The 15,525-nt window shown below is 36.5% G+C and carries 16 protein-coding genes; 6 read left to right on the plus strand and 10 right to left on the minus strand.

Annotated features, from left to right (window positions below):
• Positions 1-37 precede the first annotated feature (37 nt).
• The 3 genes from NYQ66_RS01305 (at position 38) to NYQ66_RS01315 (ending at position 5,279) form a co-directional block, all read left to right on the plus strand.
• Entirely contained in the window at positions 38-1,426 is a 1,389-nt protein-coding gene (locus NYQ66_RS01305; RefSeq protein ID WP_259866018.1) for a tetratricopeptide repeat protein, read from the plus strand.
• Positions 1,427-1,560: 134 nt separating this feature from the next.
• A complete protein-coding gene (gene ppx, locus NYQ66_RS01310; protein WP_259866021.1) occupies positions 1,561-3,099 on the plus strand; it encodes an exopolyphosphatase in 1,539 nt (512 codons plus the stop codon).
• Between the two features lie 83 nt (positions 3,100-3,182).
• Positions 3,183-5,279, plus strand: coding sequence for an RNA degradosome polyphosphate kinase (locus tag NYQ66_RS01315; protein WP_259866023.1), 2,097 nt, complete (start codon positions 3,183-3,185; stop codon positions 5,277-5,279).
• A gap of 123 nt (positions 5,280-5,402) precedes the next feature.
• Here NYQ66_RS01315 and NYQ66_RS01320 read toward each other — a convergent pair whose 3' ends face one another.
• From NYQ66_RS01320 to NYQ66_RS01340, 5 genes are all read right to left on the minus strand, one after another.
• A complete protein-coding gene (locus NYQ66_RS01320) occupies positions 5,403-5,849 on the minus strand; it encodes a hypothetical protein (RefSeq protein WP_259866025.1) in 447 nt (148 codons plus the stop codon).
• Between the two features lie 27 nt (positions 5,850-5,876).
• Positions 5,877-6,050: a hypothetical protein gene (locus tag NYQ66_RS01325; protein WP_259866027.1), complete on the minus strand. Its 174-nt coding sequence runs from the start codon at positions 6,048-6,050 to the stop codon at positions 5,877-5,879.
• Between the two features lie 114 nt (positions 6,051-6,164).
• Positions 6,165-6,953 (minus strand): delta-lactam-biosynthetic de-N-acetylase, encoded by a 789-nt coding sequence (gene pdaA, locus NYQ66_RS01330; protein WP_259866029.1) that lies wholly within the window; start codon positions 6,951-6,953, stop codon positions 6,165-6,167.
• A gap of 58 nt (positions 6,954-7,011) precedes the next feature.
• Positions 7,012-8,313, minus strand: a complete 1,302-nt coding sequence (locus tag NYQ66_RS01335) for a Na+/H+ antiporter family protein (protein WP_259866031.1) — start codon at positions 8,311-8,313, stop codon at positions 7,012-7,014.
• A 208-nt stretch (positions 8,314-8,521) separates the two neighbouring features.
• Positions 8,522-8,671 carry an SE1561 family protein gene (locus NYQ66_RS01340; protein ID WP_259866033.1) on the minus strand — a complete coding sequence of 50 codons (150 nt, stop codon included), beginning with the start codon at positions 8,669-8,671 and terminating at the stop codon, positions 8,522-8,524.
• A 182-nt stretch (positions 8,672-8,853) separates the two neighbouring features.
• Here NYQ66_RS01340 and NYQ66_RS01345 point away from each other — a divergent pair, with 182 nt between their 5' ends.
• Complete coding sequence (locus NYQ66_RS01345; RefSeq protein ID WP_259866035.1) at positions 8,854-9,702, plus strand: mechanosensitive ion channel family protein; 849 nt, start codon at positions 8,854-8,856, stop codon at positions 9,700-9,702.
• A gap of 61 nt (positions 9,703-9,763) precedes the next feature.
• On the opposite strand, the gene NYQ66_RS01350 is transcribed toward NYQ66_RS01345, so the two are convergent.
• The 3 genes from NYQ66_RS01350 to NYQ66_RS01360 all read right to left on the minus strand — a co-directional run bounded on the left by NYQ66_RS01350 (position 9,764) and on the right by NYQ66_RS01360 (position 11,751).
• Entirely contained in the window at positions 9,764-10,561 is a 798-nt protein-coding gene (locus NYQ66_RS01350; protein WP_259866037.1) for a YfkD famly protein, read from the minus strand.
• A gap of 74 nt (positions 10,562-10,635) precedes the next feature.
• Complete coding sequence (locus tag NYQ66_RS01355; protein ID WP_259866170.1) at positions 10,636-11,235, minus strand: YczE/YyaS/YitT family protein; 600 nt, start codon at positions 11,233-11,235, stop codon at positions 10,636-10,638.
• Positions 11,236-11,358: 123 nt separating this feature from the next.
• Positions 11,359-11,751 (minus strand): OsmC family protein, encoded by a 393-nt coding sequence (locus tag NYQ66_RS01360; RefSeq protein ID WP_259866038.1) that lies wholly within the window; start codon positions 11,749-11,751, stop codon positions 11,359-11,361.
• 186 nt (positions 11,752-11,937) lie between these two features.
• Between NYQ66_RS01360 and NYQ66_RS01365 the strand changes: the two genes are divergently transcribed.
• Entirely contained in the window at positions 11,938-13,107 is a 1,170-nt protein-coding gene (locus NYQ66_RS01365; protein ID WP_259866040.1) for an MFS transporter, read from the plus strand.
• A 239-nt stretch (positions 13,108-13,346) separates the two neighbouring features.
• Here NYQ66_RS01365 and NYQ66_RS01370 read toward each other — a convergent pair whose 3' ends face one another.
• Positions 13,347-13,637, minus strand: a complete 291-nt coding sequence (locus NYQ66_RS01370) for a hypothetical protein (RefSeq protein WP_259866043.1) — start codon at positions 13,635-13,637, stop codon at positions 13,347-13,349.
• 76 nt (positions 13,638-13,713) lie between these two features.
• On the minus strand, positions 13,714-14,196 hold the full coding sequence (locus tag NYQ66_RS01375) for an NUDIX hydrolase (protein ID WP_259866044.1): 483 nt from the start codon (positions 14,194-14,196) through the stop codon (positions 13,714-13,716).
• Positions 14,197-14,716: 520 nt separating this feature from the next.
• Between NYQ66_RS01375 and NYQ66_RS01380 the strand changes: the two genes are divergently transcribed.
• Positions 14,717-15,424, plus strand: a complete 708-nt coding sequence (locus tag NYQ66_RS01380) for a ferredoxin reductase domain-containing protein (protein ID WP_259866046.1) — start codon at positions 14,717-14,719, stop codon at positions 15,422-15,424.
• Positions 15,425-15,525: the final 101 nt, after the last annotated feature.

The raw sequence follows: 15,525 nt of genomic DNA on the forward strand, positions 1-15,525 counted from the left end.
CTGTGGTATCATGAAGGTAAATAAGGAGGGATTCATTGTGACAAGTAATCAGCTCCACGTTACATCGAATAAAAAAAACTTAACGTTAACAGTTGAACAGATGGTGATGTTTAACCAGTGCAAGATTATTGAAGGTATGGATCAAGAAGGAAACACCTATTACCTCTACTTCTACAAAAACAATTTCATAAATGGTGTAAAAACAAACAAAATTAACATCAACTCTTTTACGCATCGTGCATTTCAAAGAGGTATAACGATGGAGGCCAATCATCCATCCGTACAAGCGTTGCTCCGTTTACATAACTCCTTTCATCTACAAAGCTTTAATCAGCTTTTCAAGCATCTTCAACATAAATTCTCTGAAAAAGAGATTGCAGTCATGTTCACTTTCTTTGATTCCTTTATTTCTAAAGAAACCATAATAAAATTATTTAAAAAAACCTATTATCAATATCGTAGAAATGGGCAGATGCTGTCTGCTTATCAACTGTTACGAATCCTGCAGCAATACGATCCGAATGATGCTTTTGTTAAAGATATGATCCACAACCTCCAATTTCAACGTTATGAGAAGTTATACGAAGATCCAGAAAAGCTTGTAAACAGTGACTCTATTTTCTTTGAGTTGATAAGTTTTGATCATCTCGAAGATCGTCAACAAACGTCTACGTTACTACATCTATATAAAACAGAAAATCGTTGGAACGATGAGCTAATCGTTCGCACCCACTTACTGCGCCATTACTATTCTCATGACAATTTCAATCGAATTAAAGAAATGATTGATCAATTAGATCCAATAGGACAGGCATATATCTTACAAACACTTTCTCAATTTGTTCAAACACATCCAGAATTACAAAATCAATTAATCACTCATCATTTACAAGAAAAACAATATGATGAAACAATCAAAGTTGTTTTCTCAACAGGCTTCCAACCTTCCGATGAACAATCAGAAGCGATTATGAATAGTTTCACCCATACCGCCCCGTCTACACTCCTTGCGTTCTTTAGTATTGCAAATAAACGCATACTCGAAATCGTGCCAACGGATGTGAAAAAGCAGGAACAACTGATACGAGCTTTTGTGTATGCCGCACTTCCGCATAAATCGATTGACGAGATTATCGATTGGTTTGCTCCCTTCCATGAGCTAAACCTGCATTTCCCGATTGAACAAAAGTTAAAAACCATGCAACAGTTAGAAAATGACCCTGATCAGCAATATGAACTTGGCGAGTTGTATATCTATTTTAACCAACTCGAAAAGGCCATTGATTGTTTTAAATGGGAAATGGAGTTACACCCAGAAGACAAAAAGATCGTGCAAGCATTAGTTGCTCTACTAAAAAAAGCCGGTGAAACGGAAGAAGCTGCGGTTTATCAACAGCTCTTGATTCAAATGCAGAAGTCATCATAAAAAGTTTGTTCCATACGTGCGAAGTCTCTTGTAGGAAAACCTTTTTCGTGCTCTAAAGATTAATGTAAGATTGGTTTAGCAAGTAAATCACTATGGTATACTGTGAACAACACTAGAGATGGACAGGTGATACGATGCAAAAACAATTCTATGCAATCATTGATATTGGTTCTAACACAATGCGGTTAGTCATATACCTGCAAGAAAAAGCAGGGCGTTTACGAGAAGTAGAGAACGTTAAAGCTGTCGCAAGGTTACGAAACCACCTTCGCGATGATGGCACATTATCAAAGCAAGGGATAGATATTCTTATTGAAACACTACAAGGATTCAAAGAAGTAGTGGATACATATGACATTACTCACTTAAAATGTGTTGCTACAGCTACAATCCGCCAAGCATCAAATCAAGAGGAAATGAAAACAACGATTAAGGAACAGACTGGATTCGACATGCGTGTCCTATCCGAACACGAAGAAGCTTTTTATGGGTATTTAGCAGTGGTTAACTCCACCTCCCTAACAGAGGGGATTACTGTCGATATTGGTGGTGGCAGTACAGAAGTCACTTATTTCAAAGATCGAAAGTTAGTCCACTCGCATAGTTTTCCCTTTGGAGCTTTAACTTTAAAGAATTTTTTTCAAAACGATAGTGCACAGGATAAGGAGATTAATGAGCTACGTTCGTTCCTACGCTCTCAATTTGATACACTCCCTTGGATTAAGAATAAGCATATACCACTTGTCGGGATCGGAGGAAGTGCTCGAAACCTAGTACAAATCGACCAAAATAAGAAAAAGTATCCTTTAGCCGGACTACATCAATATAAAATGCAGTTAAGTGACATCATACAAGTAAGCAACTACTTAACAACATTACCGTTTGATCAATTACAAAAAGTCGAAGGGCTATCAAAGGACCGTGCAGATATTATTGTTCCTGCCATCGAGGTTTTTCATTGCTTATACCAAACGATGCAGGCAGACAGTTTTATTTTAAGTAGAAAAGGGCTTCGTGACGGCGTTTTTTACGAACAATTATCGGAGGATCTTGGTTCTTTTTTGTTCCCAAACGTGCTCGAAGACAGTATCCAAGAGCTAATCAATGATTTTGATTTGGATCCTAAACAAATATTGCACGTACAGTTTCTGACAAGAAAAATGTTTCAGTGCCTTCGCGAACAAGGACTCGGCAATTTAACAACAAATGACTGGACGATATTAAAAAGAGCGAGCTATGTGTTTAACCTCGGTAACTATATTGATTCCGAATCGAGTGCACAACACACCTTTTATTTACTCGCGAACAGAACGATAGATGGACTTCTACATATGGAAAGATTGAAACTAGCGATTGTTGCCTCTTTTAAAAATAAAACAGTTTTCAAACAATTTTTAGCACCGTATAAATCATGGTTTCTAAAGGAAGAACAAAAGAAACTACGTTTTTTAGGAGCGTTACTTAAATTTGCTTATTGCTTGGATGCTACAAGAAGGCAAGTCGTTCAAGATATTGATTATAAAGTGAAAAAAGATGCGATTTACGTCACATTGTATTGTAATAAAGATTGGATGCCAGAAGCATACCAATCGGAAAAACAAAAAAAGCACCTGGAAAAAGCGATAAGGAAAAATATAGAGCTTGAATTTGTAGACATCAAACAAAAGCCCTAGCAAATTTACAGAAACTTAACATTTATATCCAATCATAGATAGTAAGATAGAGTGGAGAGACTATCGACAAAGGATGAGAATAGATGTCAATTTTAGATAAAAAAATCGATCTAGATAACCCATTGTATTATAATAACCGCGAAATTAGCTGGTTACATTTTAATAAGCGGGTATTAGAGGAAGCAACCGATTTAAAAAACCCTTTATTAGAACGGTTTAAGTTTCTATCTATTTTCAGTTCCAATCTAGATGAATTCTTTATGGTTCGTGTAGCCGGTCTTAAAGATCAGGTGAAAGCAGGATTCAATAAAGCCGATAACAAGTCAGGATTAACACCTAAACAACAATTAGCAAGAATTTCTGAGCTTAATCACACGCTCGTGCAGACTCAATATCAAACCTATACACAACTTCAAGAACCGTTGAATCAAGAAAATATCTCCATCATCCCCATTGAGTTGTTAATGCAAAAGGAATTAGACGAACTTGAGGAATACTTTGATGATCACATATTTCCAGTATTAACACCAATGGCAATTGATGCTTATCGCCCTTTTCCAATGCTTTTAAATAAATCGTTAAACATTGCGGTTGTATTGGAAGATATACTGGAAGACACTGAAATGAAACAGAAGACAGCTATTGTACAAGTACCTGCATTATTAGATCGCTATATTAAAATACGTAATACACATCGATACGTACTCCTTGAAGACATTATCGGCCAGTTTATCCATAAATTTTTTACAGGCTACAAGGTTCGATCGACTACAGAATTTCGAATTACGAGAAATGCCGATATGACGATTCACGAAGAAGGTGCAAGAGACCTTTTAAAAGAGATTGAAAAAGAGTTAAAAAAGCGTAAGTGGGGTGCCGCAGTCCGGTTAGAGGTACGAAAAACTAAATATGACGAAGATATCGTTCATTTCTTACTTAACGTACTTGAAATACACAAAAGTGATTTATATATCGTGGATGGACCATTGGACTTAACGTTTCTGTTTAAATTCTATTCAGAGCTTTTTAAAACGCATGAGTACTTAGTGTATGAAACCTTAATGCCACAACCCGCAAAAGATATTACCCAAGACGAGAATGTGTTTGAGGCAGCAAAAAAACGAGATATTTTCCGTCACCATCCTTACGAATCTTTTGGACCTGTTATTGACTTTATAACGGAAGCAGCAGATGATCCTGATGTATTAGCAATTAAACAAACCCTATATCGGGTTAGTGGTGACTCGCCAATTATTAAAGGGTTAAAACGAGCAGCTGAAAACGGAAAACAAGTGACCGTCTTAGTGGAACTAAAGGCTCGTTTCGATGAAGAAAAAAACGTACAGTGGGCAAAAGAGTTAGAAAAAGCTGGATGCCACGTGATCTATGGAATGAACTATTTAAAAACGCATAGTAAAATCACATTGGTAGTTCGAAAACATCATGGCAAAATTGAGCAATTTGTTCATTTAGGGACAGGGAATTATAACGACCAAACCGCAAGTTTTTATACAGATATGTCATTAATTACAACAAAGCGCAAGTTTGGTACGGATGCTACAAACTTCTTTAACTACTTAAGTGGTTATACAGAAAGGCCAGCGTTCCATCATATCTCCATGGCCCCCTTTGAAATTAGACAAGACTTCCTCGATTATATAGATGATGAAATCATGTATCATAAGATGCACGGCAATGGGAGAATTATTGCAAAAATGAACTCCTTAACAGATAAACCTTTAATTAAAAAGCTTTACGAAGCTTCTCAAGCTGGCGTAGAAATTGACTTAATCGTTCGCGGGATATGTTGCTTGAGGCCTGGAATAAAAGGGATTAGTGACCATATCAGAGTTCGGAGTATCGTAGGTCGGTTTTTAGAACATAGTCGGATTTATTATTTTCATCATAACGGAGAAGAAAAGATATTCTTGTCTTCAGCTGATTTAATGACTAGAAATATGGTCAAACGGGTGGAACTCTCTTTCCCCATATACGAAGGACACATTAAGATTCGAATTAAAAAAGCACTAACCATCATGCTTTCCGATAATGTCAATGCCAGAGAGCAGTTAGAAGACGGCGATTATCATCACGTTTTGGCACGTGAAGGTGATGAGGTAATCGACAGTCAAATGGTCTTGTTTAATATGGCATATAATATTTTAGATGATGAAGAGTAGGTAGTGCGATTTCTGGCTAGATTATATACCTTATAACCATACCAATAGGATACAACCACATACCAAAAACAAGCAGTCTTTACTTCAAGACTGCTTGTTTTTAGTAATTATATAAGCAAGGTTTCATTTCTTGCTGCTCTGATAAAAGAATGTCATGACAAGAGATAGGATCAAAATAAATACGATTATTCCCCCAATAACGGTAGCAAGGTCTATAAACGTGTTCATTCCCCCATCATAGGTCCCTCTATTAATTGCTTTCTTATATTTCCCGTTCGCTTCTTCCACCGCTATCGCTTCATCTGTACTCGTACCTTGAATCGCATAATAATCTGTTCCTTCATGGTAGGCATTAGAAAAATTACCGGAATATGTATCCATATCCGAATACTTCGTTACTTCCCCGATTTTCTGATCGACCTTCTCCACAATTTCATCCGTTACCTCATACTTGTCTCCATCCCACACAACAAAGAAATACTCCCAAGACGTTGCAAATGAAGGACTAGGGGATAGAAAAAAGATCCCAATAACTAGCACAACAACATACGTAACATAATTATGTTTCATCGAACCTCTCCCTTAGGATAGATACAATTACAAACGCCCATCCTCATCTACAGTAAAACCTGAACGTGTTGGTTCTTCTTCAACAATCTCCAGGCGCTCCTTAATTTTGGCGATATCACGCAGAATAATTTTTGTATTAACCCAAGCAGCAATGGAACAAAACACCACCGCAATTACGAGAATGATCATGAGGAACTCCATTTACATCTCTCCCTCTTAAAAGGTTGTATATCCATCTTAACATTTTATTCCACGTTATGATGAACTGACTAAAATTTAGCCATAGAAAAAAGCGTGCGAGTTGCACGCTTTTTCTTATAAACCAAAAATCTGTTTTGGAATCATATCCTTTATGACTAAATCATCAATACTTTTAAAGGTATAGCCTTGCTTTCTTAAATCATCAATCAAGTGTTCCAGGGCTTCTGCATTATCTTTGGAAACAGTATGCAACAAGATAATAGCTCCTGGATGAATTTGCTTCATCACCTGATGATAGGCACTTTTCCATCCTTGTTGACTATCCGTATGCCAATCCACAAATGCGAGAGACCAAAAGATGTGCATGTAACCTAATTCATTCGCCCATTTTAACGTTTGATCATTGAATGTTCCTTTTGGTGGACGAAGATAATTCATCGTTTCTTCACCTGTGATTTTGGCTACTTCCTGTTGTAATAAATCTAATTCTTTCTTCATCTTTTCTTTAGACAAAGCCGTTAGATCTGGATGATGATACGAGTGATTACCAATTATATGACCATCGTTCGCCATTCGTCTCACAAGATCCGGTTGATCCTTCACGTAATGTCCAGTCACAAAGAAAGTTGCTGGTACATCTTTATCGTTAAGTACATCTAAAATCTGATTTGTATAACCTTCCTCATACCCATTATCAAAGGTTAAATAGACGACTTTATCACCAGAATCATCTATATAATAACCTCCGTTTTCTTTTAGAATGTTGCCGTATTTACCAACTTGTGGAGGTTGGTTATCGGAACTCTTTTTATATCCCCATCCATAGCTTTCCGCTTGCATTGACATAGGAAATAATACAAACGATAGGAAGAGTGTGATGATAATTAAGCTTTTTTTCTTCATAACAACCCACCTGTTTTTTCTTTTATTTTCTCTATTTACAGGTGATCTTATGCAAAACTTATAGAACTAACGCAGCAATCCATCCAAATATAAACAAAGGTATATTAAAGTGAATAAACGTTGGTACACAGGTATCCCATATGTGGTTATGCTTTCCGTCTGCATTCAGACCAGAAGTTGGTCCAAGTGTACTATCTGATGCAGGTGAACCAGCATCCCCCAGTGCTCCAGCTGTACCAATAAGCGCTGCAGTTGCCATCGGAGAGAAACTAGCCGCTAAACAAATCGGTACGTACAGAGCTGCTAGGATTGGGATTGTTCCAAAGGACGAACCAATTCCCATGGTAATAACTAGACCTACTAAAAGTAACACAAACGCAATAAGCATTTTATTGTCTCCAAGTACGCCTGAAGATACTTTCACTAAATCATCAACCGCACCAATTTCTTGAATAATGTGCCCAAATCCTGCAGCAACTAGCATCACAAATGCAATCGTACCCATCATCGCCACACCCTCACTAATGACGCGATCACCTTTATGAAATGGTACAACAAAGAATAAGAACATGATTACTAACCCTGTTAAGGCACCAATTATTAAACTTCCGATCCATAATTGCACCGCAAGTGCTCCTAAGATCGCAATAAGCGTTAATAAATGGCTTCGATTGAAAGTTAGTTTCTCTGGCTGCACGAACGCCTTTACTTCACGATTTGTACTCTCCACTGTGCGATCTTTACGATAAGTTACAAAAATCGCAATAAATAAACCGATAACCATTCCCGCTCCAGGAATAAGTAAAGACAAAGCAATTTGATTCGTAGTAATGTCGATGCCACTGCTCTTCATTCCTTCTTGGATTGTTTCGTGAAACATTAACCCAAATCCCGCAGGAATCATAATATATGGAGCTTTTAAACCAAACGTTAATGCCGTTGCAACTGCTCGACGGTCCATCTTCATTTGATCAAATAACTTTAATAATGGTGGAATAAGAATCGGTATAAATGCGATGTGCACTGGGACAAGGTTTTGCGATAAAGACGCAACACCTGCAATAGCCAAAAGCATCATCGTCTTTTTCCCTGTTAACACTCGAATTAAGTATTGAACGAGAAGCGTTGTTATGCCAGTATAGCTAATCGCTACCGCAAATGCTCCTAGTAAAATATAGCTTAACGCTGTTTCCGCTTGTCCTCCCATACCATTTACGAACATTTCCAATGAATCTGTTATTGATAATCCTGATAAAAGTGCTGCCGATAATGCGGCAACAATAATAGCGATAATAACATTTACTTTTAATAAACTTAAAACGGTCATAATTAAGACCGAGACGATAACAATCCACGCCATTTTTTTCCTTCCCTTCGACTTCTATATATATATTTTATCTCTCTACCGCTTTACCATAATAAAGTGCGGATATAAAAAAATCAACCGTTAATTTATTACAACGGTTGAACATCTATATAAATAGTGACCGAGAGACAACTTTTCCCCCAAGTCGGAGGAATACTTCGATTTAATATATGACATACCTCTCACAAACATGCATGGTCTTTTATTGAAGGTCTTCCTCCATACTTTCAATAATTTTGATTAATTGATCAATATCCTCAACTGATGCCTTACTCGGATCTAGGTTATCCAATTGTAATAAAAAACCTTCTAAGTGCGCTTTTAATTGCTGAATCTTTTGTTGTTGTTCCATTATTCTACTCCTTTATTGTATAGATTGTGTGTCAAGTTCGTTCTTATTCTTATATGTTATAGAAACACCTTTTTTATCGTATAAGAAATGTACGTGTATGTCTAGGGTTCCCATTTTTAAAGAGGAATTACATCAAAAACTTTTTCTAATAAACAAGAGCTCTTATTAATAGGAGGTTGTTTATGGATCTTAATTCATTATTGGAGTCATACATCATCCCTATTCTCGGTAATCCCGTATCCAAGATTGTGTTGGGGTTATTTTTTGCATACCTTTTCGTATTTCTTTCTAGAAGAATCATTTCTTACTTTTTTAAACGCACTAACCTAATTGATGAAAGAAAAGAACGTTCGATCGAATCACTATTAAGTTCTATATTCAAATATGTTGCTACAATCGGTTTCATCGTTTATGTGTTAACTTCTATTTTGGATGTAAATGTCACAAATATTTTAGCTGGTGCTGGTGTACTAGGTGTCATCCTAGGATTCGGTGCGCGTAGTTTAGTCAAGGACTTACTAGCAGGTATTTTTCTATTATTTGAAAAGCGTTTATATCAGGGTGATTGGGTCAAAGTAAATAATATGTATGCAGGAAAAGTTGAAGATATCGGCTTACGCTTTCTTAAATTAAGACAGTGGTCAGGTACTCTTGTTACTTTGAATAACGGACAGGTTAATTCGATAGAAAATTATAATATGGAGATCATGCGCGTAGTGGAAGATGTCACGGTTAGCTTTTATGAAGACCCTAGGAAGTTGTTTTCACTTCTTGAAAAAATAAGTGACCGATTAAATGAGGAACTCGGTTGTTATCTGAAAAAGGATGAAAGCGGGAATCCAGTTGAAGCCTTTACGATGTATGGGATCTCTTCGTTAAACAACCAATTTCATGGCTATCAATACAGAATTACAGGTATATGTGAGGATCAAGTCTATTTCACAGCATCAAAAGAAGTAAGAAGAATCATCGCAGAAATGATGTTTGACCATAACATAAAAATGGCCAAATATTATATCGACATGCAATAAGAATTTGCCTACTTTATAAAAACAAAGCCCAGGTCACAAAAATGATCTGGGCTTTGTTTCCTTACTTCAGTTTAAAAGAGAAAGATACATGGTCTTGAATTGGAATCCAAGCTCCAATACCTTGTTTTGTTACATTCTTTACAACGATTTCCTTTTTCGAACCTTTTAACTTGATATACACTTCACCAAAAGTAACTGTGCCTTTCTCGCTTACGGCAGGTGCAAATGCATTTAAATAGCCCATTTTTTTAACTGGAATCGCATACGTGTTATCCATCTTTGTTCCTTTTCCTACCACAGTGTGGAAAGATAACGGAAGTTCTGTATTTTGTTTTGCATTTAAAATCATCAGTTTCTTTATTTGATCAGGACGATTAATCTTAGCAGTCAATCCACCCTTGATATGTTTCTCTTCTAGCTGATTATAGCTCATCGTTTTTTGATTATTACCACCAATATTATTTAACTCATTTGCATTAATTTTTTGGTATTCCCAATTAATGTTTGTTTCCTTTGATTCGTAACTTAATGGCCAGTGCCCCATATAGATCATACCACGATAGCCAATAGCGATTGGGGATGGTTTTAGTGATGATTCATTTAACATTTTAATTAATTCTGGATTTTCAATATCTACTTCTGCCTCTTCAATTAATTCCTCAACTAAATCACTTGGTTCAAGGATCGTCTCGTCTTTTGTTGAATTTGGATATGTGTTTTCCTTGGATATGTTTAATACGTGACTCGGTATTTCATCATTATCGGTTGATTTTGACGGCACTTCTTCCTTGGCATATATCGATAAAGGAGTAACGATACAAAGCATTAGAGCAATGAACATTACAATGATCTTTTTCATGCGTCCCAATCCTTTCCTTTATTTTTAACTTAGTATTTTCGAGACGCGCCAAAGTTATGCAAAACTACGAGCTTTTATATAAAACGTTTGGTTGTACGTTCTACCCGTGGAAAAAAGAATTGCACTAAAGGCCCAATTAAAAAAGTTAACAATAACGTACCGACACCTATTGGTCCGCCAAATAAGAAAGCCAGAATAAATGCAGAAACTTCACCAATCGTTTTAGAAATCATCATATTCAGACCTGTTCTTTTTTGAATAGCAATCATTAACTTATCAATAGGAATAGCAGGGAACTTCGCTTGTAAGTAAATAGAAATCCCTAGAGCAAGTAAGATCATCCCAATCAAAAACAAAATGACTTGCAATAGCAAGTTATTTGGATCCCAATTCCCAAATGCGATGATTAACCAAAAGTCGATACATACGCCAACAAAAAATATGGTGAAAATAGCGAGATAATCTGGTTTCGTTTGCATTAACCAGGCGTTAACGAACATAAGAATAATTCCCACAATAAACACCCAAGTTCCAACCGTAAATCCAATCGTGTTGGATAAACCTACATTTAATGCATCCCAACTCCCTGCACCGAGGTCGGCCTTAATGGTCAAGCTAATTCCGAAAGACACAACTATAATTCCAATGAAGAAAACGACAAATCTTTTTAACATATTACCCACCAAAAACGCCACCTTTTTACGTCATTCATTATGTTATTTTCTATCTTAAACCTAAACCTATACACAGAAAAACTGCCCTCTCTAATGAAGAGAAAAAGGCAGCTAATCATGAATTTATTGACTTAACTCAATCGATTCAAGTGTTTCATTGATTTCAATGCTATTTTCTACTGAACGAACCATCGAACAATTTTTTCGAGCAACTTCTAAGTTCTTATATAACTTTTCATCATCTAAATTTTTTCCCTTAATGACAAAATGTATATCAATCTTTTCAATTCGATTCGCTTCCAATTCGTTTCTTTCGACTTCTACTTGAATCGTTAAGTCGTCGATTTCCACTCGTTGTTTCGCTAATATTTTTCTGAATACAGATGCACTACAACCAACAATCGATGCAACCATAAGTTGATATGGTCTAAAACCATATAACTCATCACCGGAAATATCTAGTGTACCATATGATAGTGCTGTACGAACACCATTTTCTTTCAATGTAAATTCCATAACATCTACTCCTTTTTTGAATCCTTCCTACTAGTTTATCCCTTTTAGACTAAGTTCTAACCTTTTTTTGAGTGAAGCTTTACCATTGACGAGCTTGCGTCCTCGTATTACATTTGTATTTGGGTTTTAAAAATAAAGCTATGTATTTAGTGTACATACATGATCATAGCAAAAATGGAGTTACCTATGCAAAATGAAAAGTTTAAATTTTGGATTTTAGTGAGTATCGTTGCAATTTCTGGTTTTAGCCAAGGCATGCTCCTACCGCTAATCGCAGTTATTTTTGAAAACAACGGCGTTTCTTCCTCGTTAAACGGATTAAATGCTACTGGTCTTTATATTGGAATATTGTTAGCTTCTCCTTTTATGGAACAACCATTACGAAGATTCGGATACCGCTCCATCATTATCTATGGTGGTTTGATTGTATTTGTATCTCTTTCCCTATTTCCATTATGGGAATCCTTTTGGTTCTGGTTTTTCTTAAGGCTTTTAATTGGTATCGGGGATAACGCCCTGCATTTCGCGACACAAACATGGATTACTGCTATTTCACCAGAACATCGACGCGGCAGGAACATTTCTCTTTACGGGTTATTTTTTGGAATAGGATTTGCAGCAGGGCCGTTGATGACACCATTAATTGAAATCAATGTGGCGCTCCCATTTATACTGTCATCTGTTCTCTGTTTTATCGGGTGGATTTTTGTATTTTTCTTACCTAATGATTACCCTACTAGTGACCAAGAAGTAGAAGTGAGTTCTATCGTAAAAACAGCAGGACGATTTAAAAAGGCATTGCTTTATGGATGGGTAGCATTCTTACCTCCACTTGCCTATGGTTTTCTTGAAGCTTCGCTTAACGGCAGTTTTCCTGTCTATGCATTACGGATCGGCGTGACCGTTGAAAATGTTTCCGTTTTGTTAGCGACTTTTGCTGTTGGAGGTATTATCACACAACTGCCTCTAGGTATTTTAAGTGATAAGCTTGGCAGAAAACGTGTTTTATCGATCGTTTTATCATTAGGATTTGTTAGCTTTTTCACAGCAAGCTTTTTAGAAAACACGTTCTGGGGATTGTTTGTATGTATCTTAGTCGCAGGGATGGTGGTTGGCTCCACATTTTCTCTTGGCATATCTTACATGACCGACTTAATGCCAACAAATCTTTTACCGACTGGCAACCTACTTTGTGGCATTGCTTTTAGTCTTGGTAGCTTAGGTGGACCGTTTATTGGCGGTGTATTTATCCAGTACTTTACTTCGGTGAGCTTTTTCCATATTGTTAGTGTACTGTTGTTGGTTGTGTTTTTGTTTATTATTTTTAATAGGGAGCATAAGCTAAATTCAAACTAGTTTATTATGAATTAATGCGAAAACGCTGATATATTGGCGTTTTCGCATATTTGTTAAAGATGTAATGATAGCGGTGGAACACAATTATCTAACTTCGGACTAGAATAGTAAACTTGCGCTTGTTTCTGTCCGAGGTTGCACTTACCTCGGACTAGTTTTCCAATCTAGGACCTATTTGTGTCCGAAGTTAGGCCCACTAACGATAAAAAGAGGACCCAATTAAGCAAATAATTTATCTATCATAATCTTCTTCGATGTCCTTTTGTAAATTCATGATATGTACGAACAATAATAAGCAAACTAACATAATACACACTTGCATTTACAATTAATAAAAGGATACTAAAATCCATACTCAAGAAGTTTATCGGATTTAAAGCAGAAAATGGACTGTTATATAAATCCAAATGGTGAAAAATTACAAACCTTACCGGAAAGCCTAAAATTATTTCCTCACCCGAATTAGCAACAAATAGAAAAACACTGCCTAAGGATAAAATGAAGCTAATGACCAATAGCCCGAATCTCATTGGATTCGCCTCCTCCAACAATATAGCAATTATCCATCTAGTCATTTTATGCTAATTGGGTGTCCATCTTTCACACTTATATCATTCTTTTTTGCTTCAGTTCAAATGTTGGATGTGTTACGTACTCCATGTAGTGAGTCTGATTTGTAAAATCTAAATAAGCCTGATAGCGTGTTCGGTATGCAGGTGTTTCAACGTAATCTAGCACCTCATCTTTCTTAACCCAGCGACTATCGGTTGTTTCATCAGATACATCCAATTCTCCACCCACAGGCTTGCAAACAAAGTCCATCATTACTTTAGTTGGGATATCGGTGACACCGTCATAACCCTTATGTTTTCCTGTATTAGAATAAACGCCAATTAGATTTGAGACTGTTACATCGATACCACTTTCTTCTTTCACTTCTCTAATTAAAGCATCTATTAGATTTTCCCCAACTTCCACTTGTCCACCTGGGAAAACCCACCCACCATGTTTAGTTTTCACTAACAGAATATTTCCCTGATCGTCTTCCACTATACCGCCTACCGCGACAATATGTGTTGGGATTTGCATTTAAATCTCCTCCGATTGCTTTAGCTTGTTTTCCTAAATGACTTTTGAGCTATTATTAATTGCGTGATAAAAGTAACGGTAGCTAGTAGCGCTGCTCCAAAAATTCCTAATGTCATAGGGTGATATGCTTTCTAACGGAACCTGGTCATTGATCTCGATAATTAAAAAATGAACCCCAATTCTATCGCCATCTATACTGTTCTTTGATGACCATAATTCAAATCCTTTCATGAAAAACAATATTGCACACAAAAGTAGCGCACCTGAGATAATTCAACGAGGAACAGCATTCAATACGTTTCGCCTCTGATGAATAATCTGAATATTCACACTTATATACTAACATAAAATCCCAGTCCTAGATCAAAAAGTTATCCTTATAGATTAAGCGTTACGTTGGCATATTTATTTCATGATTAAAATTTTCTGAAACTTTTAATGAATTTAATTGAGAATCGTTATCATTTATTGTATAGTAAATAATAACGATACATACCAAAGATTAAGAGGAGATTATGTCATGCATATTTATTGGACTAAAATAAATAAGATTATTGAAGAAACGCCAGAGGTAAAAACGTACATGCTCGAGTGTCCAGAAGACTTCACATGGGAAGAAGGTTCCCACACCCACCTCGCACTGGAAGGGTTCAATGCAGGAGATAAACCAAACCGTAGCCTGATTCGCCATATGTCCATCTCTACGTTACCGCAGGAAAATTCAATTGGGATCACAACGCGTATCAAAGAGCAGTGCTCTGAGTTTAAGACAATTTTAAGAAATCTTGAAATTGGTAATGAAGTTGCTCTATTTAAAACGCATTCGAATGTACCGCTTAAAAGAGAAGACAAAAATGTTTACTTACTATCATCAGGTGTTGGCCTTGCAACTTTCAGACCGCTTGTACTCGATTATTTCGAACGTGCTGACAATGTAAAACAAATTCATTCCCTTAACATCGATTCTTCAAGGGACTTTTTATTCACTACTATTTTTGAAACAGCTTCTGATAAGAAGTTTACATCACAGTTCGTTGATAATCGTAAAGACTACTATGAAGAAGTGAAAAAGCTTGCCGCAGACAAGGACGGAATCTTCTATATTGTCGGCAGTGACGAATTCCTCGTTCAAAACATTGAAGTTTTACGTGAGCAAGGCATTAAGTTTGAACAACTGATGCTCGACAAACACGAAAAATTCAAGACTGATTTTTTAGCATCCATTTAAGTAAAACTTATTATTTTATATTGCCAGATTCCATCAGCTGGGCATTAGTGGAGCAAGGTAAGGTGAACAAAAAAAAGGAGCACCACCAATACCGAAGTAGT

Source organism: Aquibacillus koreensis, assembly GCF_025154055.1.
Lineage (GTDB): Bacteria > Bacillota > Bacilli > Bacillales > Amphibacillaceae > Aquibacillus_C > Aquibacillus_C koreensis.